The organism is Rhodococcus sp. PSBB066 (assembly GCF_017068255.1).
In the GTDB taxonomy this organism is placed as follows: domain Bacteria; phylum Actinomycetota; class Actinomycetes; order Mycobacteriales; family Mycobacteriaceae; genus Rhodococcus; species Rhodococcus aetherivorans.
Genome location: NZ_CP070859.1, coordinates 4,230,137 through 4,256,721 on the forward strand (window position 1 = coordinate 4,230,137; position 26,585 = coordinate 4,256,721).

General features: G+C 71.3%; 23 protein-coding genes. 12 read left to right on the forward strand and 11 right to left on the reverse strand.

Annotation, left to right across the window (positions count from 1 at the left end; genetic code table 11):
- Positions 1 to 1,545 carry an amino acid permease gene (locus tag JYA75_RS19130; RefSeq protein ID WP_037200858.1) on the reverse strand — a complete coding sequence of 515 codons (1,545 nt, stop codon included), beginning with the start codon at positions 1,543 to 1,545 and terminating at the stop codon, positions 1 to 3.
- 199 nt (positions 1,546 to 1,744) lie between these two features.
- Here JYA75_RS19130 and JYA75_RS19135 point away from each other — a divergent pair, with 199 nt between their 5' ends.
- From JYA75_RS19135 to JYA75_RS19165, 7 genes are all read left to right on the forward strand, one after another.
- Entirely contained in the window at positions 1,745 to 2,422 is a 678-nt protein-coding gene (locus JYA75_RS19135; RefSeq protein ID WP_050035159.1) for a TetR/AcrR family transcriptional regulator, read from the forward strand.
- A 35-nt stretch (positions 2,423 to 2,457) separates the two neighbouring features.
- A complete protein-coding gene (locus JYA75_RS19140) occupies positions 2,458 to 2,805 on the forward strand; it encodes a type VII secretion target (RefSeq protein WP_168579600.1) in 348 nt (115 codons plus the stop codon).
- Positions 2,802 to 4,022, forward strand: coding sequence for a hypothetical protein (locus JYA75_RS19145; RefSeq protein WP_050035157.1), 1,221 nt, complete (start codon positions 2,802 to 2,804; stop codon positions 4,020 to 4,022). The genes JYA75_RS19140 and JYA75_RS19145 overlap by 4 nt, the downstream gene beginning before the upstream one ends.
- 116 nt (positions 4,023 to 4,138) lie before the next feature.
- Positions 4,139 to 6,754, forward strand: coding sequence for a carboxylate--amine ligase/circularly permuted type 2 ATP-grasp protein (locus tag JYA75_RS19150; RefSeq protein ID WP_050035156.1), 2,616 nt, complete (start codon positions 4,139 to 4,141; stop codon positions 6,752 to 6,754).
- Positions 6,755 to 6,784: 30 nt separating this feature from the next.
- Positions 6,785 to 8,569, forward strand: a complete 1,785-nt coding sequence (locus JYA75_RS19155) for an N-acetylglutaminylglutamine amidotransferase (protein ID WP_050036351.1) — start codon at positions 6,785 to 6,787, stop codon at positions 8,567 to 8,569.
- Between the two features lie 14 nt (positions 8,570 to 8,583).
- On the forward strand, positions 8,584 to 10,473 hold the full coding sequence (locus tag JYA75_RS19160; RefSeq protein ID WP_203330199.1) for a prolyl oligopeptidase family serine peptidase: 1,890 nt from the start codon (positions 8,584 to 8,586) through the stop codon (positions 10,471 to 10,473).
- 30 nt (positions 10,474 to 10,503) lie between these two features.
- Positions 10,504 to 11,667: an amidohydrolase gene (locus JYA75_RS19165; RefSeq protein ID WP_065922605.1), complete on the forward strand. Its 1,164-nt coding sequence runs from the start codon at positions 10,504 to 10,506 to the stop codon at positions 11,665 to 11,667.
- Between the two features lie 65 nt (positions 11,668 to 11,732).
- On the opposite strand, the gene JYA75_RS19170 is transcribed toward JYA75_RS19165, so the two are convergent.
- Positions 11,733 to 12,077: a J domain-containing protein gene (locus JYA75_RS19170; protein ID WP_185712726.1), complete on the reverse strand. Its 345-nt coding sequence runs from the start codon at positions 12,075 to 12,077 to the stop codon at positions 11,733 to 11,735.
- Between the two features lie 610 nt (positions 12,078 to 12,687).
- Positions 12,688 to 13,104 (reverse strand): HSP20 family small heat-shock protein, encoded by a 417-nt coding sequence (locus JYA75_RS19175; RefSeq protein ID WP_029543498.1) that lies wholly within the window; start codon positions 13,102 to 13,104, stop codon positions 12,688 to 12,690.
- A 301-nt stretch (positions 13,105 to 13,405) separates the two neighbouring features.
- On the opposite strand from JYA75_RS19175, the gene ctaD reads away from it, so the two are divergent.
- On the forward strand, positions 13,406 to 15,154 hold the full coding sequence (gene ctaD, locus JYA75_RS19180; protein ID WP_168579596.1) for a cytochrome c oxidase subunit I: 1,749 nt from the start codon (positions 13,406 to 13,408) through the stop codon (positions 15,152 to 15,154).
- Between the two features lie 98 nt (positions 15,155 to 15,252).
- Entirely contained in the window at positions 15,253 to 15,747 is a 495-nt protein-coding gene (locus JYA75_RS19185) for a hemerythrin domain-containing protein (protein WP_168579595.1), read from the forward strand.
- Positions 15,748 to 15,818: 71 nt separating this feature from the next.
- On the opposite strand, the gene JYA75_RS19190 is transcribed toward JYA75_RS19185, so the two are convergent.
- From JYA75_RS19190 to JYA75_RS19205, 4 genes are read right to left on the reverse strand one after another with little or no spacing between them, the layout of a single operon-like run.
- Positions 15,819 to 16,523: a phosphodiesterase gene (locus JYA75_RS19190; RefSeq protein ID WP_168579594.1), complete on the reverse strand. Its 705-nt coding sequence runs from the start codon at positions 16,521 to 16,523 to the stop codon at positions 15,819 to 15,821.
- Between the two features lie 44 nt (positions 16,524 to 16,567).
- Positions 16,568 to 17,149 (reverse strand): hypothetical protein, encoded by a 582-nt coding sequence (locus tag JYA75_RS19195; RefSeq protein WP_043798132.1) that lies wholly within the window; start codon positions 17,147 to 17,149, stop codon positions 16,568 to 16,570.
- A 49-nt stretch (positions 17,150 to 17,198) separates the two neighbouring features.
- On the reverse strand, positions 17,199 to 18,473 hold the full coding sequence (hisS, locus tag JYA75_RS19200; RefSeq protein WP_203329259.1) for a histidine--tRNA ligase: 1,275 nt from the start codon (positions 18,471 to 18,473) through the stop codon (positions 17,199 to 17,201).
- A gap of 53 nt (positions 18,474 to 18,526) precedes the next feature.
- Positions 18,527 to 19,210, reverse strand: a complete 684-nt coding sequence (locus JYA75_RS19205) for an MBL fold metallo-hydrolase (RefSeq protein WP_006940999.1) — start codon at positions 19,208 to 19,210, stop codon at positions 18,527 to 18,529.
- 167 nt (positions 19,211 to 19,377) lie between these two features.
- Between JYA75_RS19205 and JYA75_RS19210 the strand changes: the two genes are divergently transcribed.
- The 3 genes from JYA75_RS19210 to JYA75_RS19220 all read left to right on the forward strand — a co-directional run bounded on the left by JYA75_RS19210 (position 19,378) and on the right by JYA75_RS19220 (position 21,954).
- Complete coding sequence (locus JYA75_RS19210) at positions 19,378 to 20,253, forward strand: peptidylprolyl isomerase (protein WP_043798139.1); 876 nt, start codon at positions 19,378 to 19,380, stop codon at positions 20,251 to 20,253.
- Positions 20,253 to 21,047, forward strand: a complete 795-nt coding sequence (locus JYA75_RS19215) for a peptidylprolyl isomerase (protein ID WP_050035152.1) — start codon at positions 20,253 to 20,255, stop codon at positions 21,045 to 21,047. Before JYA75_RS19210 ends, JYA75_RS19215 begins: the two co-directional genes overlap by 1 nt.
- A gap of 112 nt (positions 21,048 to 21,159) precedes the next feature.
- Positions 21,160 to 21,954 (forward strand): peptidylprolyl isomerase, encoded by a 795-nt coding sequence (locus tag JYA75_RS19220; RefSeq protein ID WP_006941010.1) that lies wholly within the window; start codon positions 21,160 to 21,162, stop codon positions 21,952 to 21,954.
- A gap of 28 nt (positions 21,955 to 21,982) precedes the next feature.
- Here JYA75_RS19220 and JYA75_RS19225 read toward each other — a convergent pair whose 3' ends face one another.
- From JYA75_RS19225 to JYA75_RS19240, 4 genes are all read right to left on the reverse strand, one after another.
- On the reverse strand, positions 21,983 to 24,127 hold the full coding sequence (locus tag JYA75_RS19225) for a peptidase domain-containing ABC transporter (RefSeq protein WP_168579592.1): 2,145 nt from the start codon (positions 24,125 to 24,127) through the stop codon (positions 21,983 to 21,985).
- Positions 24,124 to 25,203: a TIGR04500 family putative peptide maturation system protein gene (locus tag JYA75_RS19230; protein WP_168579591.1), complete on the reverse strand. Its 1,080-nt coding sequence runs from the start codon at positions 25,201 to 25,203 to the stop codon at positions 24,124 to 24,126. Before JYA75_RS19230 ends, JYA75_RS19225 begins: the two co-directional genes overlap by 4 nt.
- Positions 25,200 to 26,225, reverse strand: coding sequence for an MvdC/MvdD family ATP grasp protein (locus JYA75_RS19235; RefSeq protein WP_239010469.1), 1,026 nt, complete (start codon positions 26,223 to 26,225; stop codon positions 25,200 to 25,202). Before JYA75_RS19235 ends, JYA75_RS19230 begins: the two co-directional genes overlap by 4 nt.
- Before the next feature lie 95 nt (positions 26,226 to 26,320).
- Positions 26,321 to 26,476, reverse strand: a complete 156-nt coding sequence (locus JYA75_RS19240; RefSeq protein WP_006941017.1) for a putative ATP-grasp target RiPP — start codon at positions 26,474 to 26,476, stop codon at positions 26,321 to 26,323.
- Positions 26,477 to 26,585 lie beyond the last annotated feature (109 nt).

A 26,585-nucleotide genomic window follows, 5' to 3' on the forward strand; every position in this document is an offset into this window, starting at 1 on the left:
TCAGGCTCCGATCGTGACGGGGTTCGGGTGCGCGGCGCGGCGCGGGAAGCACAGGGCGCCCAGAGCGACGACGGCGGCGACGGTGAGCGGTGCGGCCCACTGCAGCAGCGGCATGGTGCCGTCCGGGTTGAAGATCTCGGCGCGCGGCCAGGACAGGTTGATCACCATCAGCAGGCCGTACGCGACGGCGAGGGCGTTGACGGGCAGGCCCCATCGGCCGAGGGAGAACAGCGGGTCGCCGTCGGCGTCGGTCGCCGTGCCGTCGTGCGGCCAACCGCGCAGCCGGCGCAGCAGCAGCGGCACGGTGACCATCAGGTACGCGAGGTAGATGAGCACGATGCACACGCTCGACAGAGTCGCGAAGATCGCGCTGTTGCCCATGTTGACCGCGAGGATGCCGATGCACACCACGCCGATCAGCACGGCCGGCGCGATGGGGGTGCCGGTGCGGGCGTTGACGTGCGAGAGGATCTTCGACGCGGGCAGGCGCTCGTCGCGGGCCATCGAGAAGATCAGGCGCGACGCGGCGGTCTGGATGGCGAGGGTGCAGATGAACACGGCGATGGCGACGTCGACGAGGAGCAGCGTGCCCCACGGTGAGGACAGGATGGCGCCGAGCACGTAGGGCAGGCCCTCGGCGGCGAGGCGGCCGTCGGTGAGGCTGGGGGCGGCCATGAGGGCGCCGAGGATCATCAGGCCGCCGCCGAGGGCGGAGACCGACAGGGCGAGGCGGATGGTGCGGGGTGCGACGCGCCGCGGGTTGCGGGTCTCCTCGGCGAGTTCGCCGGCCGAGCCGAAGCCGACCATGACGTACGCGGCCATGAGGCCCGAGACGATCCACGCCCAGCCGTAGCCGGGGGCCTCCCCGGTGACGCCGGTGTCGAGGACGACCTGCGGGCCGCGGACGGCGTGGGTGAAGAACATGCCGATCACGGCGACGACACCGACGATCTCGCAGGTGACGCCGATGCTGTTGATCCGCGACATCCAGTTCACGCCGATGCTGTTGATGATCGTGGTGAGCACGAGCAGCACCGAGCCGAGCAGGACGGCATTGGCGGCGCCGGAGGAGGAGGTCAGCGACGGGTCGTCGCCGATGATCTGGAATCCGCTCCAGATGTTCGGCAGGACCACCTGCAGGGCGATCGCGGCGGCTGAGGCGGTGACCATCTGGGCGAGGATCATGAACCAGCCGGCGAACCAGCCGACCACCTCGCCGCCCATCCGGCGGGCCCATTGATAGATCGCCCCGGAGATCGGGTAGCGCGCCGCGAGTTCGGCGAAGTTCAGGGCGACCATGAACTGACCGGCGAAGACCACCACCCACGTCCAGAAGAAGGCGGGGCCGCCGAAGCCGAAGCCGAGGCCGAACAGCTGGAAGATGGTCGTCAGGATGGAGACGAACGAGAAACCGGCGGCGAAGGAGGCGAACTTGCCGAGGTTGCGGTGCAGCTGCTGCTGGTAGCCGAATTCGCCCAGGTCGCCCGCGTCCTGGTGCGAGGCGGTCGGTGCAGCGGCAGCCGGCCGGGTGAGCGTCAGGCTCATGGCGGTGTCCGTTTCTGTGCGCGGTGGCGGCGGCCGGGTGACCGTCGAAAAACTGTCGAGTGACAGTTTTCGCGAGGTCACGTCTTGTCCGAATGACCGCGGCGTAACGAGTTCGTGACCGACGTTTCCTCCGTGTGACGGTCTGCTCACCGCCCGCCCGGGGCGCTGTCACCGTCCGATCTGTGCCATCGTCGAGGACGTGACCCACGCCCGTCCCGGACGCCCCCGACTGCACCGGCCACGCCGGCCCGGTTCCACCGCGCGCGCCGAAATTCTCGACGCCGCAGCAGAACTGTTCACCACCCGTGGATTCGCGTCGACCTCGACGCGGCTCGTGGCCGAGGCGGTCGGCGTCCGGCAGGCCTCCCTGTACAACCACTTCGCCACCAAGGACGACATCCTCGCGGCGCTGCTCGAGCAGACCGTCGCCCCCACCCTGTCGTTCTGCGAGCGCCTCGGCGACGACGCGCCCGCCGAGGCGCGGCTGTACGCCCTGGCGCTGTTCGACACCGCGCAGCTCGTCGCGGGACGCTGGAATCTCGGTGCGCTGTACCTGCTTCCGGAGGTGCGCACCGAGCGCTTCGCACAGTTCCACACCGCCCGGACCGGTCTGCGCGAGTGCTACCGGCGGCTCACGGTCGCCGTCCTCGACCCCCTCGGCGCCGGCGCGGACGCCGACGACCCGCGCGCCGATCTGCCGTTCCGGCTGGTCGAATCCGCCATCAACATCCGCGCGGACCGGGGCACGGACGCCGTCGCCGACCTGCCCGACGTGCTGGCGGAGGCGGCGCTGCGCGTGCTCGGATTCACCGCGCCCGCAGAGCCCGTGCGCGACGTCGCCCGCACGCTCGTCGCCCGTGTCGCCGACTCGAGTTAGAGTGCTGCCCACGCGAATCTGATTGGGGGGTCATCATGAGCGGTTTACTCGACGCTGTCGGTTCGTTCTCGACGGGAGGCGGCGTCCGTGTCGTACCCGACGGGGTCCGGGCCTTCGGCAGCACATCCCTGCGCGCCGCGGAGGAGGTCGCCAGCGCGGGCGCGATGGATCTGCAGGCCAACGTCTCGTCGCTGAGCCCCGCCATGGGCCTGATCGGCGCGGACTTCGTCGCGGCGTTCGCCGTCACACAGGGTGCGCACACCCGCACCGTCGCGCAGCTGGCATACGTCTACGCGTCCGGCGGTGTCGCCGCGCACGACGCCGCCGCCCGGTACGAGGCGCTCGACGCCGCGGTCGCCGCGGGACTCGGGGGCGCGCGGTGATCGCACAGGAGACGCCGGTCGCCTCGCCCACCGTCCTCGACGCGCTGCGCGCGTCCCCCGCCGGCCCGGTCCTCGACCTGCCGCTGCCCGCGCCGCCACCGGCCCCGCCGACGTGGTTGCCCGAACCCGAGCTCGACGCGATAACCGAAGTGCTGCAGTCTCTTCCGGTTCCGGCAGTGCCGGGAATCGACGAAATGCTGCGTCCACTGCGCGACCTCGGCGACCTGTTCGGTACCGGCATCGTCGACGCGCTCGATCCGTCGGCGGTCCTGCAGCAGTCGTCGCGGATGCTCGACGGCGCGGCGTCGCTGGCCCGCACGGCACTGCACGCGCTGCCGGACTCGTGGGCGGGCGCACCCGCCGAGGCGGCGCTCGACAAGGGTCGCCAGGCCCAGGTCAGCGCGGTCGAGCTGAGCGAACGGGGCGACGAGATCGGGGCCGTCACGCGCGCCGCCACCGCGAGTGTCGAGCGGGGCAACGTCGAACTCGGCGGGATCGCCCAGTCCTTCCTGGCCTTCGCCACCGCGACCGCGCCCGTCGCGTTGACGCCGCCGGGTCAGATCGCGCTGCTCACTTCCGCCGCCGAGCATGTATCCGCGGCACTGGCGGTGGTCGCGCGCACCCGCGGTGAGCTTCTCGGCTACACCACGGCGATGAACGCCCTCGCCGCACCCATCGCCGTGCCCGCCCCCGTCGCCGCGCCCGGCCTGCCGGCTCCGGCCGACGTCGCAGCGGCGGCCACGGGAGCCGTGGACACCGTCGCCGGCGCGGTCGGTGTGTCCGACGACCTTCCCGCGCAGACGCACGCCGCGGCGTTCGGGGGTGGCACCGTCACCGCCGGCCCCACGATGACCGCCGCGACCGCACCGGTGAGCACCGGCGCCGTTGCACTGGGCGCCGGAAGCGCCGTTGCACCGGGCGCCGGAGGCGCCGTGGCGCTGGGCGCGGGAGGCGCCGTGGCGCTGGGGACCGCGGGCGGGGGTCTCGCCGGCACGCCGTCGGGCCCGCGACCGCCCACGTCCGCTCCGGTGACGGCCGCAGCTGCGGCCGCACGTCATCCGCTCCCCGCCGCCGTCCCGGGCACCGGACGCGCCGACGAGGACGCTCCGCGACGGGCGCGTCCGACGATCCTGGTGACCGCGGCGAACACCACCGCCGTGATCGGCGAGGTGCCGCCGGCGACCGCCCCGGTGATCGGGGCCGGCGACGACTGGTGATTCCGAGTCCCCCGCCCCGGCGCGCGGGGCGGGGACACGGTCGACGGCCACGCTGGTGTCCGTGACCCGCGGTTTCCTTCTGCGAGGACGATCCGGGCCGCGTAGCGTGTAAACGCATGTTCGGTGGCGGTGCCCGCAAGCTTGGTGTCGAGGAGGAATTCCACCTCATCGACGCGAAGACCCGGCGTCTCACGCCGCGCGCCCCGGAACTGCTCGCGCGCCTGCCCGGCGACGTCTACGTCGAGGAACTGCAGCGCTGCGTCGTCGAGGTCAACAGCGGCGTGTTTCCGGATCTCGCGGGTCTCCGCGCAGATCTGGTGCACCGCCGGTCCGTTCTCGTCGACACCGCCGCCGAGCTCGGCCTCGGCATCGCCGCCGCGGGCGCGGTCCCACTGGCCGTGCCCGCGGAGATGCAGGTCACCGAGACGCCGCGGTATCGCCGCATGCTGGCCGACTACCAGCTCCTGGCCCGCGAGCAGCTGATCTGCGGCACCCAGGTGCACGTGGACATTCCCGACCGGGACGAGGCGGTGCAGGTCGCCAATCGGGTCGCCCCGTTCCTTCCGATCTTCCTCGCCCTGAGCGCGAGCTCGCCGTTCTGGGCCGACGGCACGGACACCGGATATGCCAGCGTCCGCAACCTGGTGTGGATCCGGTGGCCGAGTACCGGGCCGGCCGCGCCGGTGTCGTCGGCCGCCGAGTACGACAAGCTCATCGCGGACCTGGTCTCGACCGGCGTGATCACCGACCCGGGCATGGTGTACTTCGATCTCCGCCCGTCGGACCGGTATCCGACCCTCGAGCTGCGCGTGTGCGACAGCTGCCCGTCGGTGGACACGATCACGCTGATAGCCGGGCTGTTCCGCGCCCTGGTCGATCGGGAGGTGACCGACCTTCGGGCCGGTGTCCCAGGGCTCGACGTCTCGCCGACCCTGGTGCGCGCCGCCATGTGGCGCGCCTCGCGCTCCGGCCTCGAGGGTCCTCTGGTCGACGTGCGGTCGGCCACCCCGCGGCCGGCACGGGAGATCGTCGACGGACTGATCCGGTCGCTCCGGCCCCAGCTCGAGGGGAACGACGACTGGGCCCTGGTGTCGGAGCTCGCGGAGACCGCCCTGCAGGTCGGCAGTTCGGCCGCCCGCCAGCGGCGGGTGCTGCGCCGACGGGGCCGCCTGACCGACGTGGTGGATCTGCTTCTCGACGAAACCGCGGGGCGCGTGCGCGCGGTGCCGGAGATCGCCGATCCCGGTGCAACCCTGCTCCATGGCTACGTTCCGCTGCGAGCGGGCGACGTGGACGACCGGTACGACGAGGCCGTCGAGGTCGGCGGGCGTCCCCGTCGCGAGTACGAGGCGGTCCTGGCCGCGGTGGCGCGGATCGGTGCGGCCGAACTGCGCCGCATCCAGGAGTCCATCGACCGGGAACAGAGCGTCGACGGCGTGACGTTCCGGGTGAGCGGCGAGGACCGTGCCCAGGTCTTTCCCATGGACATCGTTCCGCGCATCGTCCCGCACACCGAATGGTCGCACCTGGTCCCGGGTCTGCAGCAACGCGCCCTGGCTCTCAACGCCTTCCTCGGCGACATCTACGGCGAGCAGGCCGCGGTGCGGGACGGGGTGATTCCCTCCGAGTTGCTCGACCGTGCACCCGGCTATCGGGCCACCGGGGCCGCCGCAGCAAATCCCCCGGTGCGCGCCCACATCTGCGGGATCGACCTCGTCAGCACGGGCCCGGGCGACTTCGTGGTGCTCGAGGACAACCTGCGGGTGCCGTCGGGCGTGGGGTATGCGATGGCGCATCGCGCGATGACGACCCGGTTCCTCGGGGCCCTCGGTATGCCGGCCGACGTGATGTCCGTGGACTCGATGCCGGAGATGACTCGGCAGACGCTGCAGGCGGCGGCGCCCGCCGCGGCCGCGGGACCGGACGTCTCCGTGGCGCTGCTCAGCGCCGGGTGGAAGGACTCGGCATGGTTCGAGCACCGGTTGCTCGCCGAGAAGTCCGGACTGCCCCTCGTGCTGACCGGGGAACTGTCGGTACGCGACGACGTCGTGTACCGACACCGGGGCCACGAGGCCACGCGAGTGGACGTGCTGTACGTCCGCCTCGACGAGGACATGCTGCTGTCCTCGATCGGGCACGACGGGCACCCGCTGCGCAGGGGGCTTCGGGCCGCGCTGCAGGCCGGCAACGTGACGATCGCCAACGCCCTGGGGAACGGGGTCGGGGACGACAAGGCCGTCTATTCGTATGTGCCGGCAATGATCGAGTACTACCTCGGCGAGAAGCCGATCCTCGAGCAGGTGCCCACGTGGGTGTGCGCCGAGCGTGAGCAACGCGACTACGTCCTCGACCGGTTGGCGGAGCTGGTGGTCAAGCCGATCGACGGGTTCGGCGGCGCCGGAATCACCATCGGCCCGGAAGCGTCGCGACACGAACTGCTGGAGCGGCGGCGGGACCTGCTCACCCACCCGGAGCGATACGTCGCGCAGGAGGTCGTGCCGTTGTCGACGCATCCGACGTTCGACGGGAGCGGCCTGTTTCCGCACCACATCGACCTGCGCGCATTCGTTCATCTGCGGGCCGAGGGGCCGTCGGTGCGTGCCCACGTCGCTCCGGCGGCGCTGACCCGGGTGGCCCCCATCGGGAGCATGGTCGTCAATTCGTCCCGGGGCGGCGGGGGGAAGGACACCTGGGTGCTCGGTCCCCCACGCGGCGCGGGCAGCGACGAATAACCGGAGGGCGTGAGCCGGAAGGAGAGCACGATGTGCGGTGTGTGTGGGGAGATGCGCTTCGACGGGGCTCCCCCGGACGTGGCCGCGGTCGGGCGGATGACCGACGCCATGAGCGCCCGGGGCCCCGATGCGGCCGGCCTCCACGCGCGCGGATCGGTGGCGTTCGGGCATCGGCGGCTGACGATCATCGACCTGTCGGCGCGCGGCAGCCAGCCGATGATCGACAGTGAGCTCGGGTTGGCACTGGTCTTCAACGGGTGCATCTACAACTACCGGGAGCTTCGCTCGGAACTGGAGGGGGCCGGCTACCGGTTCTTCTCGACGGCGGACAGCGAGGTGGTGCTCAAGAGCTTCCACTGTTGGGGCGCGGAATGCGTGCAGCACTTCAAGGGCATGTTCGCATTCGCCGTGCACAACACCGACACCGGCGCGGTGACCCTGGCCCGCGACCGGCTCGGCATCAAGCCGCTCTATCTGGCGGAGGGCCCGGGACGGTTGCGCTTCGCCTCCACCGTGCCGGCGTTGCTCCGCGCCGGCGAGGTCGACACCACCGTCGACCGCGTCGCGCTGCACCACTACCTGAGCTTCCACTCGGTGGTGCCCGCACCGCACACGATGCTGCGGGGGATCCGGAAGCTGCCGCCGGCGACCGTGCGGGTGATCGAGCCCGACGGTGGCAGCACCGAGCACCGCTATTGGGAGCCCGCATTCACGCGGGACCCCGCGCGGACGACGTGGACGGCCGTGGATTGGCAGGAAGCACTGCTGGATTCGCTGCGGACCGCAGTGAGCCGGCGAATGGTCGCCGACGTGCCGGTGGGGGTGCTGCTCTCGGGAGGCATCGACTCGAGCCTGGTCGTGGCGTTGCTCGCGGAGCAGGGCCAGCGAGACCTGGCCACGTTCAGCATCGGATTCGATCCGGCCGGTGGCGAATCCGGGGACGAGTATGTCTACTCCGATCTCGTGGCGCGGAGGTTCGGCACCGTCCATCACAAGATCCACATCGACTCGTCCCGGCTGTTGCCGGCGGTGCCGAAGACCGTGGCGGCGATGAGCGAGCCGATGGTCAGCCACGACTGCGTGGCGTTCTACCTGCTGTCGGAGGAGGTGAGCAAGTCGGTGAAGGTGGTGCAGTCCGGGCAGGGCGCCGACGAGATCCTCGCCGGCTACGACTGGTATCCGCCGCTGATGGAGGTGGCCCGGGAACGGTCCGCCGAGGCGTACGCGAAGGTGTTCGCCGACCGTACCCACGCCGACATCGTCGCGCTGCTCGACCCTCGGTACTCCCTCGATCACGACGCGAGTGGCGAGTTCCTGGCCGAGCAGCACGCCGCGGCGGGGGCGGCGACGGCGGTCGATGCGGCGCTGCGTCTCGACACGACGGTCATGCTGATCGAAGACCCGGTCAAGCGGGTCGACACGATGACGATGGCGTGGGGCCTCGAGGGGCGGGTGCCGTTCCTCGACCACGACTTCGTCGAACTGGCCGCGACCTGCCCGCCCGAACTGAAGCTGGCCTCCGGCGGCAAGGGCGTCCTCAAGGAGGCGAGCCGCAAGCACCTGCCGGCGGAGATCATCGACCGGACCAAGGGCTACTTCCCGGTGCCGGGCATCCGGCACCTCGACGGGGACGTACTGACCCTGGTGCGCGACGCAGTGCACAGCCGGAGCGCCCGCGACCGCGGGCTGTACCGGCCCGAAGCACTCGACGCGCTGCTCGCCGACCCGAACCGGCATCGCACCACCCTCGGGGCGAACGCCCTGTGGCAGGTGGCCCTGCTGGAAATGTGGCTCCAGGAAATGGAACAGCTGTGAGCGGCGAGACGGAGATGACCTCGGTGGCGCGAACACCGGATGCCGCGACGACCGCCGCGGCGGCACAGCCCCGCCACATCCGCTTCACGTCGGGTGCGTCGGTCGCGCCGGACGGCACGGCGATCGCTCATCTCGTCGACGACGGCGGCTATCCCCGTGCGGTGCAGCGGTTCCTGTCCGGCCGCGCCACGAGCGCGGCGCGGTGGGTCGAGTTGCCGGTGGACGGGCCGGTCACCCGGATCATGTACTCGGCGGACGGCCGTTGGCTGGCGTGCGAGGTGGCGCCCGACGCCGGTACGCGCACCCAGGTATGGGTGGTGAGCACCGACCCCGACGACCGCGGCGCCCGCCGCCTCGGGTCGGCCGGGGACTCGTCGACGGAACTCGTCGGGTGGGACGGGAACCGGGTGGCGACGGTCGCCACCGACGAGGAGGGGGTGGCGGAATCCCGGCTGGTGGACCCGCACACCCAGGACACCGTGGTGCTCGATCGCCGCGTCGGCGGTCACCTCGTCGACGCGTGGGCGGGGTCGGCGCTGCTGCGGGTCGGTCCGCGCGGCCACCGGGAGTTGCTGCTGCTGCACGAGGACGGCACGCGGATTGCGCTGCTACCCAACGACGTCGGTTCCACCACGGACGCCGGGGTCATTCTCGACGACCATCGGCTGCTCGGCATGGTGGACCAGCTTCGTTCGCCGTGGGCGTCCAGCGACGGCGAACCGGAGAGATATCTGCGTTCGCTGGTGCGCAGCGACAACGGCGCGGAGTTCGCGCGGCTGCTGGGCGTGGCGGTGTCGTCGGAGGGCGTGTCGTACCGGGTGCTGGCCGAGCGGGAGGACGGCGATCTCGACGAGTTCGCCGTGAGCGACGACCACAGCACGGTAGCCCTGCTGTGGAACCACAAGGGTCTGAGCCAGCTGCAGATCCTGCACCTGGCGGACGGCTCGCTCGACGACCCTCTCGGGTTGCCCGGACTGGTGGCGTCCGAACTGAGCATCAGCGCGGACGGCTCGCTGCTGGCGGTGACCGTGCAGGGTCCCGGAATGCCGCCTTCGGTGGAGATCGTCGATCCGCGGACCGGGGAGTGGGGCCCCGCGGAGGCCGCGCGGACCCGGATGGACGACGACGATCTGCCGACGCTGCTCGAGTTCCCGGCAGGGGACGGGACGCCGCTCTCGGGTTGGCTGTATCGGGCGCAGGGCGGCGGCCCGGGCCCGGTGCTGCTGTACTTCCATGGCGGACCGGAAGCCCAGGAACGGCCCGGATACAGCGACTACTACCCGGCGATCGTGGCGGCGGGATTCACGGTCTTCGGGACGAACGTGCGCGGGTCCGGCGGTTTCGGGCGGACGTTCATGCACGCCGACGACCGCTACGGGCGGTTCGCCGGGATCGACGACGTGGCCGACTGCGTGCAGTACCTCGTCGACCACGGCATCGCCGATCCCGCCCGGGTGGCGTGCGCGGGCAGATCGTACGGCGGCTACCTGACGCTGGCATCGCTGACCTTCCACGCCGAGTTGTTCGCCGCCGGGATAGCGATCTGCGGGATGAGCGACCTCGAGAGTTTCTACGCCAACACCGAGCCGTGGATCGCGGCGGCGGCCTACCCCAAGTACGGGCATCCGGTGCACGACCGGGAACTGCTGCGCGAGCTCTCCCCCATCCACCGGATCGCGGAACTGCAGGCACCCCTGCTCGTGGTGCACGGGGCGCACGACACCAACGTGCCGGTCAGCGAGTCGGAGCAGATCGTCGCCGCGGTACGGGACCGGGGTGGGATCGCCGAGTTCCTCCTGTTCGACGACGAGGGCCACGACATCGTCAAACGCGAGAACAGGGACGTGCTCGCCGAGGCCATGGTGAACTGGCTGACGAGCCGGCTCGGTACGGCCGGCCCGTAGATGTCACCGAACCGACGGAGTTCTCGACGGATGACGATCGACCACGACCGCCTCGTCGCCTGGCGACGGGACCTGCATGCCCACCCGGAGCTGTCGTTCGCGGAGTTCCGGACCACCGCCCTGGTGCGCGATCAGCTCGTCTCGCTCGGGCTGGACCCGGTGACGCTGCCCGGCGGCACCGGCCTGTGGTGCGACGTCGGCCCGGACACCACCGGATGCATCGGGTTGCGGGCCGACCTCGACGCGTTGCCGCTGACCGAGACCACCGGGTTGCCGTACGCGTCGACCGTGCAGGGCGTGTGTCACGCGTGCGGGCACGACGCCCACACCGCGATGCTGCTGGAGGCGGCCACCGTGCTCGCGGCGGATCCGCCCCCGCAGCGGGTGCGGTTGATCTTCCAGCCCGGCGAGGAGACCACCCCCGGTGGTGCCCTCGAGGTCGTCGCCGCGGGTGGCCTCGCCGGGGTGTCCCGGATCTTCGCCCTGCACTGCGCCCCCCAGCTCGAGGCGGGCAAGCTCGCCACCCGCGCCGGGCCGATCACCTCGTCCGGGGCCGTTCTCACGGTGCGGTTGTCCTCCCCCGGCGGCCACTCGGCCCGCCCGCACCTGACCGGCGACCTGATCCACGCGGCGGGCGTGCTGGTGACCGGGTTGGCGTCGGTGCTCGATCGGCGCCTCGACGCCCGCACCGCCACCGTGCTGACATGGGGCCGGATCCACGCCGGCCACGTCGGCAACGCCATCCCCGAGTCCGGTGAACTGGTGGGCACGCTGCGCAGCGCGTCCCATCGGACGTGGGCGACGGTCGAGCCGCTGGTGCGGCGCAGCGTCGCGGAACTGCTCGCGCCCTACGCGGTGGACCACGAACTGGACTACGTGCAGGGCGTGCCGCCGGTGGTCAACGACGCCGAGGCAACCGCCGAGATGCTCGCCGCGATCGAGTCCGTGGTGGGCCTCGAGAATCTGGCCGAGGCGGGACAGTCCAGCGGCGGCGAGGACTTCGCGTGGTATCTCGAGAACGTCCCGGGAGCCATGGCTCGATTGGGAGTCTGGGACGGGACGAGTCCGCGACACGATCTCCACAAGCCCGACTTCGAACTGGACGAACGAGCCCTGGTGTACGGGGCGCGCACCCTGCTGGCCCTCGCCTACGGAGGCAAGTACGAACCTCGTACGCCTGACGCGAGCGAATGAACCATGCTGTCGGACTGATCGAGTGAGCGATACATTCGCTCGGGGGAAGCGCCCGCGCGGCGCCGTCACCGGTGGCGACGGACGGGTCCGGCCCGGATGGGCGGATCCGCCGCGGGAGGCGGGTCCGAGCGACGCACGGTCACCCGGACGGACCGCGCGGAGGGCCGGGGGGCCGTGTCGGCACGGCGCCGGTCGTACTCCGCGCGGCGGTGCGGATCGCGCAGGACGGCGTAGGCCGCGACGATCCTGCGCAGTTGCTCGTCCGGATCCGGGCCGAAAGGGACATCCGGGCGGCGGAGGTCGGGATGGTGCTCACGGAGCTTGCGACGGAAGGCCGCGGTGATCTCCGCCTGCCCGGCGAATCCGGGCAGGCCCAGCACGGCGTAGAGATCGGGTTCCCTGCCGGACACGGCCCCGCCCTTCTCTTCCGTTGTCGCCGCCCGAACGGCGTGACGGCGCGTGACAGGAGCGAACGCCCGGCCACCCGCCTCGTGGATGGGTACGAACGGCGGGTGGCCGGGCGTCGGCGATGATCGGGTGCGGCCCGCACTGTGTGTGCCGAATACCGGCGGTGCGCTGCCCGGTCACCGGCTCCGGGCCGGTGCCCCGCTCAGCGCCTCGTGGCTGCCGTCCGGGCGGGCGGCACGCACGTCAACGCCTGGCGACTCTGCTGCGATGTCGTATCACCGTCCTTTCGCTACGTGGCTTCGACGCGCCGATCCGGTACGGACCGGAGGAGAGCGCTGCGTGGCAACCACTTCCCCCGGAGCCCGCGTCCCGGCTCGACCCGGCGGTCCCGCGGTGCGCGCGGCGCCCCGCGGACGACGGACCGCGGCGGTCCGGCACCTCGGGTCCTCCACCGGTCGTCGTGGCCGGGGCCATTCGAGCATCTCCAGCTCGAGATCGAGCAGGAGCAGCTCGAGGTCCACGCCGTCGGCGGTGGGCGGCTGCCCGACGGGCGGTTCGGCAATCAGGTCGAGTTCGTCCATGGTCGTCTCCCGGGGACACGCCTCGGACGGATCAGCCGTCGATCGCCTTCTTGTCGCCTACCGCGATCTCGATCTTGCGCGGCTTGGCCTTCTCCGCGACCGGGATCGTCAGCCTCAGCACGCCGGCGTCGTACGTCGCCTCGATGTTGTCGGTGTCGAGGTTCTCGCCGAGGAACAGCTGCCGGCTGAACACACCGCGCGGGCGCTCGGCCGCCACCATTTCCTGACTCTGGTCGCGTGCCGGCCGCTCTGCGTGCACCGTCAGCACGTTCCGTTCGACGTCGAGGTCGAGCGAATCCTCGGCGACGCCGGGCAGATCGAACTCGACGACGAACTTGTCGCCCTCACGCCAGGCGTCCATGGGCATCACCGCGGGACGGGCCGCCGTGCCGAGAACCTGCTGCGCGAAGCGGTCGAGCTCGCGGAACGGATCGGTGCGCATCAACATCGTTTCCACCTCCACAGACTCTTCGTGCCGGTTGAGGAGAGCGGTCGATCTATGCTGGCCGCTACACCTTTCTTGTACCACTCACAACACAGCGGGGCAAGGAATTGTTCCCGGAAACCCCTCGAATTCCGCGCGGACGGACGACAATCCGCCTCGCAAAACCTCCCGCGCGCGGCCGGTGCCGGTTACGCTCGACCTACCGCATGATGCCGCGGTCGTTCCGGGGTGCCGTCTCAGGCCGAGCGGAGCGCCCGGCGCCGCAGCGACATCGCCGCCCTCGGGGGAGGCGCAAGGAGGCACCATGGTTGTCACCGAGACGAAGGCTGTTCGCCCGTATCCGCCGCGGTATGCGCCCAAGGGCTCGACGTTCTACAAGCTGGTCACCACGACCGACCCGAAGATGCTCGGGCTGATGTACATCGTGACCTCGTTCGCCTTCTTCCTGATCGGCGGGCTGATGGCTCTGCTGATCCGCAGCGAACTCGCCGTCCCGGGCATGCAGTTCCTGTCCAACGAGCAGTACAACCAGCTGTTCACCATGCACGGCGGCATCATGCTGCTGATGTACGCGACCCCGATCGTGTTCGGGTTCGCGAACTACATCCTGCCGCTGCAGATCGGTGCGCCCGACGTCGCGTTCCCCCGGCTGAACGCGTTCAGCTACTGGCTGTACCTGTTCGGCGCCTCCGTCGTGGCCTTCTCCCTCGTCACCCCGGGTGGCGCCCCGGACTTCGGGTGGACCTCCTACGTTCCGCTCGCGGACGACCTGCACAGCCCCGGTGTCGGCGGAAACCTGTGGTTCGCCGGTCTGGCCGTCGCCGGTCTCGGCACCATCCTCGGCGGGGTCAACATGATCACCACGGTCGTGTGCCTGCGTGCCCCCGGTATGACGATGTTCCGGATGCCGATCTTCACCTGGAACATCTTCATCACGATGATCCTGATCCTGCTGATCTTCCCGCTGCTGACCGCCGCGTTCATGGGAGTGCTGGTCGATCGCGTGCTCGGCGGCAACATCTACGACCCGGCCAACGGCGGGGTGTTGCTCTACCAGCATCTGTTCTGGTTCTTCGGCCACCCCGAGGTGTATGTCATCGCGCTGCCGTTCTTCGGCATCATCTCCGAGGTCATCCCGGTGTTCTCGCGTAAGCCGATCTTCGGCTACACCGGCCTGGTCTACGCGACCCTGGCGATCGGTGCCCTGTCGATGGCCGTGTGGGCGCACCACATGTACGCCACCGGCGCCGTGCTGCTGCCGTACTTCTCGTTCATGACGTTCCTGATCGCGGTGCCCACCGGCGTGAAATTCTTCAACTGGATCGGCACCATGTGGCGGGGGCAGGTGACGTTCGAGACCCCGATGCTGTTCGCAGTGGGCTTCATCATCACCTTCCTGTTCGGCGGCCTGACCGGCGTGGTCCTCGCCAGCCCGCCGCTGGACTTCCACGTCCACGACTCCTACTTCGTCGTCGCGCACTTCCACTACGTGCTCTTCGGCACCATCGTGTTCGCCACCTACGCGGGCATCTACTTCTGGTTCCCGAAGATGACCGGGCGGCTGATGGACGAGCGTCTCGGCAAGTGGCACTTCTGGCTGACCTTCCTCGGCTTCCACACCACGTTCCTGGTGCAGCACTGGCTGGGCAACGAGGGCATGCCGCGCCGCTACGCCGACTACCTGCCGTCGGACGGGTTCACCACCCTCAACACCATCTCCACAATCGGGGCCTTCACCCTCGGCGTGTCGACCCTGCCGTTCCTGTGGAACGTGTTCAAGAGCTACCGGTACGGGCAGGTCGTGATCGTCGACGACCCGTGGGGTTACGGCAACTCCCTCGAGTGGGCCACCACCTGCCCGCCGCCGCGGCACAACTTCTACGAGCTGCCACGCATCCGCTCCGAGCGCCCGGCGTTCGAGCTGCACTACCCGCACATGGTGGAGACCATGCGGGCGGAGGCGCACGTCGGCGTCGGCCGGCGCCACGCCGCCGAGGTGGCCGAGGAGCCCCACGTCCGGGACACCGCCGAGCGGACACCGCCGAGCACCTGAATCGGACGGATCGGTGTAATCGGGCTCCCGCCGGGGTATCTGGAGCGCACGCCCCTCACGACGGCGGGGATTCGAGAACCACTTCGGCGGGAGGCCTGGTGTCCACTGACGCGATCGTGTTGTTGAAGGAAGACCACAAGGAGATCCGGAAGCTGTTCCGCGAGTTCCGCGGAGCGGACAACGGCGACGAGAAGGGCCGGATCGTCGGCCGGATCATCGAACTGCTGACGGTGCACACCTACATCGAGAACGAGGGCATGTACCCCGAGGTGCGCGCGCTGCTGCCCGACCTCGAATCGGACATCCTCGAATCGTTCGAGGAACACCACGTCGCGGACGTCCTCGTGACGGAACTGGCGGGGATGAAACCCGACGCCGAGCGGTTCGACGCGAAGACGACCGTCCTCATCGAGAACGTCGAGCACCACATCGAGGAGGAGGAAGAGGAGTGGTTCCCGAAGGTGCGGGAGGCACTCGGCCGTAAGCAGCTACAGGAGATCGGGGCGCGGATGCTCGAGCTGAAGGAGAAGGCCCCGCACTCCCCCGCGCAGCCCTCGGCCCTGAAGAAGACGATCGACGCCGTCGTGAGCTGACGCGTCGCCGGACCGGCTCCGGTCCGGCCCACGAAGGCCGGGGGTGCAGAGTTGCTCTGCACCCCCGGCTACTACGTTCCGGCGGTGTCGAGGAAACCGCTCCGCGCGGACGCGTCGGATGCCCCGCGTCCCGAGCGGCTGCCGCGGTATGCGTCGCGGCGGAACGGCACGAGCCAGCGCGGCCACAGCTCGACGGCCGCCGGGTGGTTGAGCACCGGATCGAACGACGGCTGGGCCTCGTCGGAGGCGGGCACCGCGGACTCGAGCGTGACGCGGCCGGCCGGCACGAGCGGCCCTCGGGCCGAGGCCACGTGCAACGAGAACAGCAACGGGACGCCGTGCCGGGCCAGTTCCAGGACGGACGTCGAGGACGGCTGGTCGCCCTCCGGGAACGCGAAGATCCACCGCGGCGCGAGGTCGACATTCGTGCGATAGGCCATCAGGGAGCCGTACCGCGCGGTCGACCAGCCCCGGGCCGGCAGCAGGACCGCCCTGGTGGGCACGTGCAGGGTGGCGAGCAGGATGTCCCACGGGCCGTCCTCGAGGGAGAACCGCAACGCCAGACCCAGGATGTCGGGCACGCCGTCGGGCGTGCCCACGGCGCCGGACAGCCGCGCGGTGACCGGCACCCGCGCCGGGGACGGAACCGGCCACCACCGCGAATCCAGTTCCGCGACGCCCCGGAAGAGCACCCCGTGCGGATGGAACACCCGCGCCCCGCGCAGCGCGGAGGCGGCTCGGAACGGCCCGGAGAACACCGAGTGCAGCGAGATCATGCGCCCCGCATACCCGGGGTACCCACAGCCCAATCGGTCTGCGCTCACTCGACGAGCGAGGCCACCTCGTGGTCGGTGAGCGTGGTCTGCGGCACGCGCCCGGCGTCACGGGCCAGCAGCACCGCCCGGTACAGCGGCCGCTGCTCGAGCCCGGCGTCGCGGGCCTCCGCCCGCAGCTGCTCCACCAGCACCGACGACATCGCGGCGGCCGAGGCCAGCTCGCTCGCCGCCAGCGCGTCGGCGAGTCGGCGCAACGCCAGTACGTCGAGCTCTCGGCAGCCGCCGTTCGCGTACAACGCCAGCGGAACCGACACGAGCCGATCCCCGTCGTTGAGCCGCAACACCACCTGACTCACCCGCAGCGCCGACACCACCAGCTCGACCCCGGCGAGGTTGCGCAGCTCCACCCGCCGGGTGCGCAGCGCCCCCTTCGCGGTGACCGTGGTGCCGTCGATCCAGCGGTGCCGGCGCAGCACCGCCAGGGCGCCCACCGCGGGCGGCACCCCGACGAGCACACCGAACACGACCGCAACCAGCGGGCTGGACACCAGGTACACCAGCAGACCGGCCACCACGCCGATCAGGAGGGAGAACACCGCGACTCTCCCGGCGCGGGGCGCGAGCACCCGCGTGGGGATCAGGTCCAGACGGGTCGGCGCGGGACGGGCCGACGGGTCAGGTGCGGGCAACGACGTCCCCGACCCGGGCGACCACGCCGTCGAGCGGCACGGTGTGCTGTTCGCCGGTGCGCAGGTCCTTGACGACGATCTCGCCGGCCTCGAGTTCGCGCTCCCCCAGCACGAGCGCGACCACGGCACCGGAACGGTCGGCGGCCTTCATCGCGCCCTTGACGCCGCGACCGCCGTACGCCAGGTCCACGCGGATGCCGGCGGCGCGCAGCCGGTGGGCGATCGGCACCAGCGTCGACTTGGCGGCCTCGCCCATCGGCACGCAGAACACCTCGCAGCGGGCGGGGCTGCCCGCGGTCCTGCCCTCGGCGGCGAGCGCGAGGACCGTGCGGTCGACGCCGAGCCCGAAGCCGATACCGGAGAGCGGCTGGCCGCCGAGCTGCGCCATCAGGCCGTCGTAGCGGCCGCCGCCACCGATCCCGGACTGGGCGCCGAGCCCGTCGTGGACGAATTCGAACGTCGTCTTCGTGTAGTAGTCGAGGCCGCGCACCATGCGCGGGTTGATCGTGTACGGCACGCCGAGCGCGTCGAGATGCGACAGCACCTCGTCGAAGTGCGCCTTGGCCGTGTCGGAAAGGTGGTCGAGCATGAGCGGCGCGTCGGCCGTCATCTCCCGCACGTGGGGGCGTTTGTCGTCGAGCACCCGCAACGGGTTGATCTCGGCGCGGCGGCGGGTCTCCTCGTCCAGGTCCAGCTTGAACAGGAACTGCTGCAACAACTCCCGGTACTGCGGGCGGCACGTCTCGTCGCCGAGGGACGTGATCTCGAGGCGGAACCCCTCGAGGCCCAGGCTGCGGAATCCGGCGTCGGCGACGGCGATGACCTCGGTGTCGAGGGCCGGATCGTCGACGCCGATCGCCTCGACGCCCACCTGCTGCAGCTGGCGGTACCGGCCGGCCTGGGGGCGCTCGTACCGGAAGAACGGGCCCGAGTAGCTCAGCTTGACGGGCAGCTGGCCACGGTCGAGGCCGTGCTCGATCACCGCCCGCATCACACCCGCGGTGCCCTCCGGGCGCAGCGTGACGGACCGGTCGCCGCGGTCGGCGAACGTGTACATCTCTTTGCTGACGACGTCGGTGGACTCGCCGACGCCGCGCGCGAACAGTCCGGTGTCCTCGAAGATCGGCAGCTCGATGTGCCCGTAGCCGGCCAGCCGCGCCGCGCGGGTCAGCCCGTCGCGCACGGCGACGAACTCCGCGGACTGCGGGGGGACGTAATCGGGTACACCCTTGGGCGCCGAGAACGTGGAGGGCTTGCTCAACTGTCGCTGCTTTCTCTCGTCGGTGGATCGGAGGCGGGCCGGCCCGGGCCGGGTCAGCGGGAGCCGGCCAGCCCCACCAGGAACGGGTTCGACACCCGCTCCTGGCCGATGGTGCTGGACGGGCCGTGGCCGGGCAGGATCGCGGTGGCGTCGTCGCGCACGAGCAGTTTCGCCGCGATCGACGCGAGCAGCTGTTCGTGGTTGCCACCCGGCAGGTCGGTGCGGCCGATCGACCCCTGGAACAGGGTGTCGCCGGTGAGGGCGATCTCGACGTCGTCGCCGTCGGGGGTCGTCGCGTGGGTGCGCAGCACCACCGAGCCCTGGGTGTGCCCCGGGGTGTGATCGACGGCGAACCGGATGCCGGCGTGCTCGATCTCGTCCCCGTCGGCCAGTTCGATCACGGTCCGCGGCTCGGCGAATTCGGCGCCCTCGAGGAACGGCTTCAACGTCGGGCCGATGCCGCGCCCGGGATCGGTCAGCATGTAGCGGTCGTCCGGATGGATATAGGCCGGGATGTCGTAGCGGTCGGCGACGGCCTGCGCCGACCAGATGTGGTCGAGGTGCCCGTGGGTGAGCAGCACCGCGCGCGGCGTCAGTCCGGACCGGGTGAGAAAGTCGGCGAGGGGCTCGGCGGCATCCTGCCCGGGGTCGACGACGACGCATTCCTTCGCGTCGTCCTGCGCGAGGATGTAGCAGTTGGTCTGGAACATCCCGGCGGGGAATCCGGTGACGAGCACGGGCATCGCTCCTACGGTGTGGGCCTTCGCGTGGCCCCTACAGCCTAGGCCGGGCTCCCCGTCGCCCGGTTCTCAGGTTGGGGTGGCAGACTCGATCCGGCTCGAGCCGGGTTCCAGCGGCGACGCTGGGACCGGCAACGACGATCGGTTACGGGAGGACTACTGCAGTGCCGAGCAACGCACAGCGGCGCCAGGCCGCCAAACGCAAACTCGAGCGGCAACTCGAACGGCGGGCGCAGCGGGCGCGCAAGCGCCGCCAGCTGACCATCGGTCTGTCGGCGCTCGGTGTGGCCGCGGTCGTCGCGGCGGGCGTCGGCATCTGGGTGCTCGGCCGCGGCGGCGACGACGCCGCCTCCACCGCGGCGTCGGAGACGACCGACCCGGCGCAGACCGAGTTCGCGGCGCTGCCCGCGGGCCGGTCGGAACCGCTGCCCGAATCGGTGAACTGTGCGTACCCGCCCGGCGGCGAACCGGCCAGGCCGGTGCAGCCGCCGCGCACCGACGGCATCCTCACCACCGGCGAGGGCAATACCGACATCAGCGTCAGTGTGGAGACCACCCAGGGCAACATCGGCCTGGTCCTGCACAACGACACCTCCCCGTGCACGGTCAACAACTTCCTGTCCCTGGCGTCGCAGGGGTACTTCGACGACACCGCCTGCCACCGCCTGACCACGTCCGACTCGCTCGCCGTGCTGCAGTGCGGCGACCCGACCGGCACCGGCGCCGGCGGCCCCGGCTACCAGTTCGCCAACGAGTTCCCCACCGACCAGTACGCGCCCGAGGATCCGGCGGCCACGCAGCCGCTGACGTACCCGCGCGGCACCGTCGCGATGGCCAACGCCGGCGCCGGCACCAACGGCAGCCAGTTCTTCCTCGTGTACGGCGACTCGATCCTGCCGCCGCAGTACACCGTGTTCGGCACCATCGACGAGACCGGCCTGGCGACCCTCGACACGGTCGCCGCCGCCGGGGTCGAGGGCGGCGGCCAGGACGGCGCGCCGGCCCAGCCGATCTCCCTGACCAGTGTGAGGATGGATTGATGACCCGTACCCGATCCGGCGCTGCCCGGGCGGCCGTGGCCGGGGTCGGTGTGGCGCTGCTGCTCACCGCCTGCTCCGGCGACCCGGACGACGGGTCCGCGACGTCCACGTCGAACACCGCGGCCTCGGCACCGACGTCCGCACCGTCGCTGTCCGACTTCCCGGCCCTGCCCGCCCAGCGGGCCGAGCCGCTGCCCGCTACGGTGAGCTGCGCGTACCCGTCCGACGGACGACCGGCCGCGAAGCCGGTGCAGCCGCCGCGCGCCGAGGCCGTCCCCACCACCGACACCGACGTCACCGTGGCGACCACCCAGGGCGACATCGGGCTGGCCCTGCGGGGCGAGCTGTCCCCGTGCACCGTCGGCAGCTTCCTGTCGCTGGCCTCCCAGGGGTATTTCGACGACACCGACTGCCACCGGTTGACGACCGACCCGACGCTGTCGGTGCTGCAGTGCGGCGACCCCACCGCCACGGGTACCGGCGGACCGGGCTACGAGTTCGCCAACGAGTTCCCCACCGACCAGTACGCGGCCGGAGATCCGCAGGCGCAGAATCCGATGATCTACCCACGGGGCACGCTCGCGATGGCCAATGCCGGCCCCGGCACGAACGGCAGCCAGTTCTTCCTGGTCTACGGCGATTCGATCCTGCCGCCGCAGTACACCGTGTTCGGCACCATCGACGAGACCGGCCTGGCGACCCTCGACGAGATCGCCGCGGCCGGGGTGGACGGCGGCGGACCCGACGGACCACCGGCGGCGCCGACGACGCTGACCGCCGTCCGCTCGGACTGATCCTGCGCGTCTCCCAACGCCCCGCCCACCCGCCGGTGGGCGGGGCGTTCGCGTCCCCGCCGCCGGCAGGGGTCTGTCGGATTGTGACGGGATCGTCTACTGTGCCGTGTCTGTGACCTCTGGTACCTCCATTGCTGCGCGCCTGGCCGCGACCCTCGGCGCAGCACTCGCGGCTGCGGCGTGTGCCGCTTCCGACACCGGGCCCGCCCCTGCCGCGCTGCGGGCGACGACCACCGCGGCCGCCACTTCCCCCGGGTTCGACCCGTCCGCCTATGTTGCGATGCCGCCGCGGCCGGAACCGGCGGCCGCCACCGTCGCCTGCGCGTTCCGTGCCGCCGGGCCGGCCGCGAGGACGGCGACCGTGCCCGCGTCGACGTCCGTGCCCGCGACCGGGACGGTGGAGCTGACGCTGACGACCTCCGCGGGTCCGGTCCCGCTGGTCCTCGAACGCGCCGCAGCGCCGTGTGCGGTGCAGAGTTTCGTCGGCCTCGCCCGGCAGGGCTTCTTCGACGGGACCGAGTGCCATCACGTGACCGACGAACCGGGGATGCAGATGTTCCGGTGCGGCGACCCCACCGGATCCGGGACGGGAGGGCCCGGCTACACGTTCGCCGACGAGTACCCCGTCACGGTCGTCCGCGGGGAGAACGGCTATCTGCCGTCCCCCGTCGTGTATCCGCGCGGCACCGTCGCGATGGCCAACGCCGGGCACCGGGACAGCAACGGCAGTCAGTTCCTGCTCGTGTTCGGCGATTCCCTGCTGCAGCCGCAGTATTCGGTGTTCGGCACCGTCGGAGAACCCGGCCTGCGGGCGCTCGAGGAGGTCGCCGCGGCGGGCGACGACGGATCGAGTCCCCTGGGCGGTGGGCGCCCCCTGATCCCGATGCGGATCGTCGCGGTCGGGTGAGTGCGGCCGGGTGAGTGCGGCCGGCCACCTACCGCGTCTGCAGGGCGACGAGTTCCGCGTACCGCCCGTCCCGGCTCAGCAGTTCGTGATGGCCGCCCCTTTCGACGATCCTGCCGTCGTCGAGCACGAGAATCACATCTGCGGTGCGGACGGTGCTGAGCCGGTGCGCGATGACGATCCGGGTCTGGCGCAGCCCTCCCAGCGACGCCACGACCGACGCTTCCGTCGCGGCGTCGAGGGCGCTGGTCGCCTCGTCGAGCAACAGCACTCGGGGCGCGCCGAGCACCGCCCGCGCAAGCGCGATCCGTTGGCACTGCCCACCGGACAGGCCCGACCCGTCCCGCAGCATCGTCTCGTACCCCATCGGCATGGCGACGATCGCGTCGTGGATGTGCGCCAGTTTCGCGGCCTCGACGATGCGGGGGAGGGAGGCCTCCGCCCGTCCCGCGGCGATGTTCTGCGCGACGGTCCCGGTGAACAGGGCGCTGTTCTGCGTCACCACCCCGAACTGAGCGCGCAGCGAACGGGATTCCAGGTCCGCGGCGTCGTGTCCGTCGAACAGCACCCGTCCCTCCGTCGGCTCGTAGAGTCCGAGCAGCAGGCGGGCGAGGGTGCTCTTGCCGGAGCCGGACGGTCCCACCAGCGCCACCGTCGACCCGGCGGGGATGTCGCAGTCGATGTCGCGCACCACCCACGGCGAGCGCGGGTCGTACCGGAATCCGACACCGCGCAGCGAGATCGCGCCGCTGAGTGCCGGGGCGGGCCGCACGCTCCGGCCGTGCTGTTCGACGTCGCTGTCGACGATGTCCCGCAGCCGGGCCAGGTGGGCCGCCGCGAACTGCAGCCGCTGCAGCACCGACACTACCGAGCCGAGCGGGGCGAGCGCGGCGAGCGCGACCCCGTTCGCGGCGATCATGGCGCCGAGCGTCTGCCGTCCGTCCAGCACGCCGACGACGCCGACGATCATCAGGACCGCGGGCGCCGCCACCCTGAGACCGGCCACCAGCGATTCGACCACACCCTCGAGGCGGCCGCTGCGCGACGCCGCGTCCAGGGCGGTGGTGAACAGAGCGTGCCACTGCGCGGCCGCAGCCGCCTCGGAACCGGAGGCCTTCACCGTCTCGATGCCGTTCACGGTCTCGAGCAGGCGTCCCTCGGCGAGGGCGTGCGCGCGCAACTCTTCCTGACCGAGCTGACCGACCCGGCGGCCGGTGCCCACGATCAGGACGATCTGCACCGTCGCGAGCACCATCAGCGTGACGCCGAGCATCGGCGCCCACCACAGCAGCAGAGCGAGGTACGTCAGCGCCAACGGCCCGTCGAGCACCGCCGCCACGACGGGTCCGGTGAGCAGCTCCCGAATCGCCCCGACGCTCGAGACCCGCTGCACCACGTCACTGGTTCCCCGGCGAGCGAAGTATGCATACGGCAATGCCAGCAGGTGCGCGACGGCGGCGCCGGTGAGCTCACCGTCGGCGCGCCGGCGCAGCGCCTCCAGCATCCGGCTGCGCACCACCCCGACCGCACCGTGCGCAAGGCACGCGACGACCGTCGCACCGACCACGGCGTACAGCAGCGGGCGGTCGGCGCTCGGCAGGACCCGGTCCACCAGAATCGCCGAGACCACCGGAAGCGTCATCCCGATCGCCTGCAACGCGATCGAGGCCACCACGACCGACGCGAGCAGTGCGCGGTGGCCGTGCAGGAACCGGGCCGGCATCGTTCGTCGCCGGGAGGCGGGCAGGGCCGGCGGCGGATAGACCGACGGGTCGCCGGGGCCGAACTCGATGCTCACGCCCGAGTACCCGTCGCGGAACTGTGCCCGGGTCAGGCGCCGGCGCCCCCGCGCCGGATCGACGATGTGCACGTGCCGCTCCGTGCACCGTTCGACCACCACGAAATGGTTGCCGTCCCAGTGCACGACGGCGGGCAGCTGTGCACCGCCCCCGGCGACGGCGTCGGCGGAGCGGCCGAAGGCGCGGACGTCGAGCCCGTGGCCGCGGGCACATCGCACGAGCGCCAGGGCGGTGAGTCCGTCGCGGGAAACCCCCAGCTCGTCGACGAGGTCCGCGACGCCGCGTGGGACGCCGAAGTAGGCGAAGATCATCGCCAGGCACGCCGCGCCGCAATCGGACATCCCGGTCTGAGCGAGCGGCCGGATGCGGCGCGTCACCGCGGCGTCTTCTCCGCCTCGCCCCAGAACCATTCGATCCGGGCGGTGCGGCGCCGGTCGGCGAGCCACTCGTCGAACAACCGCCTCGAGGCCTGCTCCAGCAGGTCCGACTCGGACGCGGCGGCGCGCGAGAGCACCTGTACCACTTCCCATTCCGTTCCGACCGCCCGCGGCGGCAGCAGCGCACCGGGCGCGACCGCATCGGCCAGGCCGGAGCCCAGGCCGAGGTCGAGGTCGGCCACGGTCCGCTCCATCAGCTCGGCCCCCAGCGGACGGGACGGGGCGACAGCCGTCAGCGCCGCGCCGAACGCGTCGGCCGTTGTGCCGCAGGTGCGTCGCCGCTCGGCGAACGCGGCGACGAACCGCTCGGCGGCGGCGCGGTCGGCGAAGCGCACGCGGGCGATCCGGAGCCGGTCGCACGTCGATCGGTGCGCCGCGCACCACGAGTCGACGCGGTCGACCGTCACCCGCGTGCGCAGCGCGGCAACGGCGGCCTCGCGTGCCACCATCTCCTCGAGCGCCGCGTGGTCGAGGTGCCGCCGTGCCATCCATGCAGCGGTCGCCGCCGGGGTCAGCAGGCCGCGCGCGCGACGGAAGGCGTCCATGGCGTCCTGCAGCTCACCGTCGGCCAGCGTCACCGGGTTCTCGGCGAGTTCCTGCTGGACGAGACACACGTCGACGAGTCGGTCGAGCAGGGCCGTCTGCTCCCACATCACGTCCAGATACGCCATCGCGTGCTGGATGTCGAGCGCCTCGCCGTTGACGCGTAGCAGCATCGATTCGGCGCTGCGTTGCGCGCCGCGCAACATCCACGGCACCTCCGACGGCGGCGCCCAGGACAGCGTGACGGTGCCACCGCGGGGCCCGGAGACGAGCAGGCCGAACTGCACGGTGTCCCCGTAGGCTTCCCGGTGCCGGAGCAGGCGAAGGCGCAGTCCGGGGTGCTCCGCCCGCAGGGCCGCCAGCAGTTCCTCCGCGGACCCGGCCGCTACCGGGTCGGTGTTGAGGCGCGCGAGCAGAGTCAGCGCCTGCCCGAGAGCAGCGTCGTCGAGCGCCGCGCCGGCCGGGGCGATCATGCGGGCACCTCCTGGACGGCGGGGCGCCGGGAGCGGCGGGCACCGTCGAGCAGCAGCTCGCACAGTGCGTCGGAGATGGGCAGACCCGTCGCGTCCTCGATCCACAACCACTGTCCCGACGGGTTGATCTCGAGGAACACGTAGCGGCCGTCCGGAGTGAGTATGAGATCGATTGTCCCGTACTGCAATTCGAGCTCAGCCACCAGACTGCGGCACAACGCGGCGAGCGCGTCCGGCAACTCGTGCCGGCTGTAGCGGGTCGTGGAAGGGTCGTAGCTGCGCCAGTCGAGCCGCGTGTGGTTGCTGTCCTGGCTGTGGATGGCGGCGCCGAGGACCCGCTGCCCGACCACCGTCACCCGCACCTCGATCTGTTTGGGCACATAGCCCTGCACGATCATCGGGCACAGGCGCATCGCCTCCGCGTACCCCAGGTCCGTCGTCGTGACAGGCTCGCACATGCGGAAGTAGCCGTCGTCACCGTCGATCAGGAACGGCCGGTCGAGCGGTTTGCTGATCACCTGCCCCTCGTGCCGGTCCCAGAAATCGAGGAACTCGTCCGGGGAGGTGGTCACGATCGTGGGCGGAAGCTCGAACCCGAGACGGCCGGCCAGAGTGAGCTGGGCGGTCTTGCGGGCCGCCTGCCGGATCGCGGCCCGCGTTCCCGGCACCGCGAGACAGTCCAGATCGTCCCAGAGCGCGGAGGTCATTGCCTCGCATTCCCTTTCGACGTACTCGCGGACCGCCGGGGCGGTGACCTCCGGGTGCGCCCGCGGGTTGCGTGGGCGGCGGAACCAGACCGCGTCGACGGCGGACAGGTCGATCCGCCCACCGCGGTGGTCGAGGGTGCGGCGGACCGCACCGCCGGCGGTGTAGCCGACGGAGATCGACGCGTGGACAGGGAAATCGGCGGGGTCGAACACGACGACCCGGGCGTCGCGCCGGCGCAACAGGTCGACGACGTGGTCTGCGTGCGGGTCACCCGGCTGGGTGAGCACCAGGATGCGGGCGGGATGCGCGCTCATGAGCTGTTCCTCGGGGCGGATCGGATCGGATCGGTCGACGGACGAGCGCCGGGCGGGCGAGGCGAGCCGCCTCCCCACCCGGCGTCCTCGGTCCGTCAGAAGTCCTGATCGGTACCGACCGCGCCGGTCGACATGTCGATCGTCTTGCTCGACCGATCCTCGCACGCGCGACCGCCGGACACGGTCGCGAGGCGCGCCTCGTCGAGCTCCGCACCCTCGGCGGAAATGGCGGTGATGACGGTGTTACGCAATGCGTTCTCCTCTGTCAGGATGTGCCGGACCGTCCGGCGAGGAGAACGATCGCGCAGCGCGCTTAGCATGCGCTTAGCGTCGGCTGACGGACCGCGACGTGCGGATGGG

Bases quoted from the DNA above. Each gene is read 5' to 3' on its own strand.
- JYA75_RS19155 (WP_050036351.1), top strand. From the start codon at position 6,785: ATGTGCGGTGTGTGTGGGGAGATGCGCTTCGACGGGGCTCCCCCGGAC.
- JYA75_RS19215 (WP_050035152.1), top strand. From the start codon at position 20,253: ATGACCCGTACCCGATCCGGCGCTGCCCGGGCGGCCGTGGCCGGGGTC.
- JYA75_RS19160 (WP_203330199.1), top strand. From the start codon at position 8,584: ATGACCTCGGTGGCGCGAACACCGGATGCCGCGACGACCGCCGCGGCG.
- JYA75_RS19130 (WP_037200858.1), bottom strand. From the start codon at position 1,545: ATGAGCCTGACGCTCACCCGGCCGGCTGCCGCTGCACCGACCGCCTCG.
- JYA75_RS19190 (WP_168579594.1), bottom strand. From the start codon at position 16,523: ATGATCTCGCTGCACTCGGTGTTCTCCGGGCCGTTCCGAGCCGCCTCC.
- JYA75_RS19235 (WP_239010469.1), bottom strand. From the start codon at position 26,225: ATGAGCGCGCATCCCGCCCGCATCCTGGTGCTCACCCAGCCGGGTGAC.
- JYA75_RS19175 (WP_029543498.1), bottom strand. From the start codon at position 13,104: ATGTTGATGCGCACCGATCCGTTCCGCGAGCTCGACCGCTTCGCGCAG.
- JYA75_RS19140 (WP_168579600.1), top strand. From the start codon at position 2,458: ATGAGCGGTTTACTCGACGCTGTCGGTTCGTTCTCGACGGGAGGCGGC.
- JYA75_RS19230 (WP_168579591.1), bottom strand. From the start codon at position 25,203: ATGATCGCCCCGGCCGGCGCGGCGCTCGACGACGCTGCTCTCGGGCAG.
- ctaD (WP_168579596.1), top strand. From the start codon at position 13,406: ATGGTTGTCACCGAGACGAAGGCTGTTCGCCCGTATCCGCCGCGGTAT.
- JYA75_RS19150 (WP_050035156.1), top strand. From the start codon at position 4,139: ATGTTCGGTGGCGGTGCCCGCAAGCTTGGTGTCGAGGAGGAATTCCAC.
- JYA75_RS19165 (WP_065922605.1), top strand. From the start codon at position 10,504: ATGACGATCGACCACGACCGCCTCGTCGCCTGGCGACGGGACCTGCAT.